Source organism: Psychrobacter sp. CoH-33_TS_01, assembly GCF_058189395.1.
Genome location: NZ_JBVGQI010000022.1, coordinates 1 through 1,193, shown reverse-complemented (window position 1 = coordinate 1,193; position 1,193 = coordinate 1). Strand labels below are relative to the sequence as shown.

The window sequence follows — 1,193 nt, the reverse complement described above, 5'->3', positions numbered from 1 at the left end:
TCTCTGCACACGACAAAAAAATCATCCCCACCCGATTTTCATAGGTTTAGGGGTTAAAAAGCTAACTAACTGTCGAAATACAGTCTTATCATTGTTAAAGAACACCAAGTGAAGGCCCTCAATCAACACATCCAGGCCAAGCGCAAACAAACTGGCTTGAGGTCGAGCGTTTGACTTTAACTTGCGCTTTAACGGCTTATCTTTGTCTTTATAAATACCGACATGATAAGCCCAACAAAATGCTAAGGCGTTCACTGCGACTAATTTACTGACCCGATCAAGATGGGTTAAGTGGGTATCTTCAAGATTAAAGCCACGGCCCTTTAGACAAGCAAATAAAGTCTCAATCTCCCAACGCTTAGCATAGCTTGTCATCGCATCCACTGTTTCTAGTTGATTGGTGGCCACAATCACTAAACCATAGTCTTTATCACGCTTGGCAAATACTCGAACCAAACAACCATCGACAGTCAGTATTCGTCCATGTCGATATGTTTCTTGATGGCTAACATGGCGTAATAACTCTTTAATCTGTACCAACTTGCCATGATGATTCTTAACTTTACTGTTCTTCTTAATCCGTATGGCAAAGGGTATGTGATTATTGGTGAGCCAGTTAAACCATTTTTCGCCAACAAACTCTCTGTCTGCTACTATCATCTCAAGGTTATCTTTGCCAAATTGTTTGATAAACCGCTCAATAAGTTCACAGCGTTCAAGATGGTTTGTATTACCTCGCTTATCTAGCATTTGCCAGTATAAGGGGATGGCTATCCCTTTATATACCACCCCTAGCATAAAGATGTTGAGGTTACTTTTACCCCATTTCCAGTTGGTGCGGTCAATGGTTAAGGTGAGTTTGCCTAGCCCAAATAGTCGATATATCATTAAAGCCAGTTGATCGTAGTCTATCCTCGCTTCGGCAAAAAATCGCTGTAGTCTGCGATAGTGACTGTCGGTCTTGCCACCCTTAGGAAGGTGTCTTGCTATTTTTTTTAAGATTACTGCTTTGAGCAGTAATCAGGGCTATTATCATTAGGCTCAAACATGTGATTCTTGCCTTGTTCATACTCAGGTTTTGGGTTAAAGTTTCACTAAGTCTGTTAAAGTTTGGCATGGTCTGATTCGTCTTAAAAATTACTATTATGCCTTTGCTTTAACAGACTTTTTTGTTTTTTTGTCGTGTGCAGAGC

At 40.5% G+C, this 1,193-nt stretch carries 1 protein-coding gene; it reads right to left on the bottom strand.

Annotated features, from left to right (window positions below):
* Window positions 1-21: 21 nt before the first annotated feature.
* Window positions 22-990, bottom strand: a complete 969-nt coding sequence (locus ACZ2XM_RS15370) for an IS4 family transposase (protein ID WP_227523112.1) — start codon at window positions 988-990, stop codon at window positions 22-24.
* Between the last annotated feature and the right edge of the window lie 203 nt (window positions 991-1,193).